The organism is Lacticaseibacillus songhuajiangensis, from assembly GCF_003946025.1.
Classification (GTDB): Bacteria; Bacillota; Bacilli; order Lactobacillales; family Lactobacillaceae; genus Lacticaseibacillus; species Lacticaseibacillus songhuajiangensis.
Map to the genome: position 1 here is coordinate 1 of NZ_RHNR01000081.1, position 3,005 is coordinate 3,005.

Genomic DNA, 3,005 nt, shown 5'->3' on the forward strand with positions numbered 1-3,005 from the left:
TTTGCTTCGAACAGCGCATTTGCGACTGCTTGGTTAAGTCCTCGACCGATTAGTACTGGTCCGCTACAAGCATCACTGCTCTTCCACTTCCAGCCTATCTACCTGATCATCTTTCAGGGGTCTTACTTCCATAAAGGAATGGGAAATCTCATCTTGAGGGGGGCTTCACACTTAGATGCTTTCAGCGTTTATCCCTGCCATACATAGCTACCCAGCGATGCGCCTGGCGGCACAACTGGTACACCAGCGGTATGTTCACCCCGGTCCTCTCGTACTAAGGGCAACTCCTCTCAAATTTCCTACGCCCGCGACGGATAGGGACCGAACTGTCTCACGACGTTCTGAACCCAGCTCGCGTACCGCTTTAATGGGCGAACAGCCCAACCCTTGGGACCGACTACAGCCCCAGGATGCGATGAGCCGACATCGAGGTGCCAAACCTTCCCGTCGATGTGGACTCTTGGGGAAGATAAGCCTGTTATCCCCAGGGTAGCTTTTATCCGTTGAGCGATGGCCCTTCCATGCGGAACCACCGGATCACTAAGCCCGACTTTCGTCCCTGCTCGACTTGTCAGTCTCGCAGTCAAGCTCCCTTATACCTTTACACTCTGCGAATGATTTCCAACCATTCTGAGGGAACCTTTGGGCGCCTCCGTTACACTTTAGGAGGCGACCGCCCCAGTCAAACTGCCCACCTGACACTGTCTCGCGCCACGCTTAGTGGCGACGGTTAGAGCGTTCATACAGCAAGGGTAGTATCCCACCAACGCCTCAATCGAAACTAGCGTTCCGATTTCTACGGCTCCTACCTATCCTGTACAAGCGGTACAAACACTCAATATCAAGCTACAGTAAAGCTCCATGGGGTCTTTCCGTCCTGTCGCGGGTAACCCGCATCTTCACGGGTACTAAAATTTCACCGAGTCTCTCGTTGAGACAGCGCCCAAATCATTACACCTTTCGTGCGGGTCGGAACTTACCCGACAAGGAATTTCGCTACCTTAGGACCGTTATAGTTACGGCCGCCGTTTACTGGGGCTTCAATTCTGGGCTTCGCTTACGCTAACTCATCCTTTTAACCTTCCAGCACCGGGCAGGTGTCAGCCCCTATACGTCATCTTACGATTTAGCAGAGACCTGTGTTTTTGATAAACAGTTGTTTGGGCCTATTCACTGCGGCTGTCCTTGCGGACAGCACCCCTTCTTCCGAAGTTACGGGGCTATTTTGCCGAGTTCCTTAACGAGAGTTCGCTCGCTCACCTGAGGATACTCTCCTCGACTACCTGTGTCGGTTTGCGGTACGGGTAGTTTATTTCTCACTAGAAGCTTTTCTCGGCAGTGTGACATCAAGTACTTCGCTACTTAAATTTCGCTCCCCATCACGTCTTGTCCTTAAAGAAGTAAGCATTTCACTCGCTTCAAGACTTAGCGCTTGGACATCCATTTCCAGCCGGATGCATACTTTAGCCTACTGCGTCCCTCCATCGTTCAAACAAAATAAACTAGTACAGGAATCTCAACCTGTTATCCATCGACTACGCTTCTCAGCCTCGCCTTAGGCCCCGACTAACCCTGGGAGGACGAGCCTTCCCCAGGAAACCTTAGTCATACGGTGGACAGGATTCTCACCTGTCTTTCGCTACTCATGCCGGCATTCTCACTTCCATACGCTCCAGTAGTCCTCACGATCTACCTTCAACGCCTATGGAACGCTCTCCTACCACACGACCTTACGGTCGCATCCACAGTTTCGGTACTATGCTTAAGCCCCGGTATATTTTCGGCGCAGTGTCACTCGACTAGTGAGCTATTACGCACTCTTTAAATGGTGGCTGCTTCTGAGCCAACATCCTAGTTGTCTGTGCAACGCCACATCCTTTTCCACTTAGCATAGATTTAGGGACCTTAACTGGTGATCTGGGCTGTTCCCCTTTCGACAATGGACCTTATCGCTCACTGTCTGACTCCCGGACTAAGATAAATGGTATTCGGAGTTTATATGAAGTTGGTAATCCTTGACGGACCCCTTGTCCAAACAGTGCTCTACCTCCATTATCCATCATCCGAGGCTAACCCTAAAGCTATTTCGGAGAGAACCAGCTATCTCCAAGTTCGTTTGGAATTTCACCGCTACCCACATCTCATCCCAACGTTTTTCAACACGTACGGGTTCGGTCCTCCAGTGCGTTTTACCACACCTTCAACCTGGACATGGGTAGGTCACTTGGTTTCGGGTCTACATCATCATACTCATTCGCCCTATTCAGACTCGCTTTCGCTACGGCTTCAGCTTTTCACTTTAACCTCGCATGATAACGTAACTCGCCGGTTCATTCTACAAAAGGCACGCCGTCACCCATTAACGGGCTCCGACTTATTGTAGGCACACGGTTTCAGGAACTATTTCACTCCCCTTCCGGGGTGCTTTTCACCTTTCCCTCACGGTACTGGTTCACTATCGGTCACTAGGTAGTATTTAGCCTTACGAGATGGTCCTCGCAAATTCCGACGGAATTTCACGTGCTCCGCCGTACTCAGGATCCTGAACGGAGGTTAAAAGATTTCGACTACAGGACTTTCACCTTTTATCGTGCAGCTTTCCAACTGACTTCGTCTATCTTCTAACTTGGTAACTCCAATGTTCAGTCCTACAACCCCAAGAAGCAAGCTTCTTGGTTTGGGCTCTTCCCGTTTCGCTCGCCGCTACTCAGGGAATCGAATTTTCTTTCTGTTCCTGCGGGTACTTAGATGTTTCAGTTCCCCGCGTCTGCCTTCAACGTAGCTATGTATTCACTACGTGATAACCTGATTACTCAGGCTGGGTTCCCCCATTCGGAAATCTCCGGATCAAAGCTTACGTATAGCTCCCCGAAGCATATCGGTATTAGTTCCGTCCTTCATCGGCTCCTAGTGCCAAGGCATCCACCGTGCGCCCTTTGTAACTTAACCTAAACAACAAATAATGTTGCTGGTCGCGATCGAATTTCTATTAGAAACTCTAAAAA

Annotated in this window: 1 rRNA gene; it reads right to left on the minus strand. The window is 50.1% G+C overall.

What is annotated here, in order from left to right:
* Positions 1 to 29: 29 nt before the first annotated feature.
* Positions 30 to 2,949 (minus strand): 23S ribosomal RNA (locus tag EKM97_RS11785).
* Between the last annotated feature and the right edge of the window lie 56 nt (positions 2,950 to 3,005).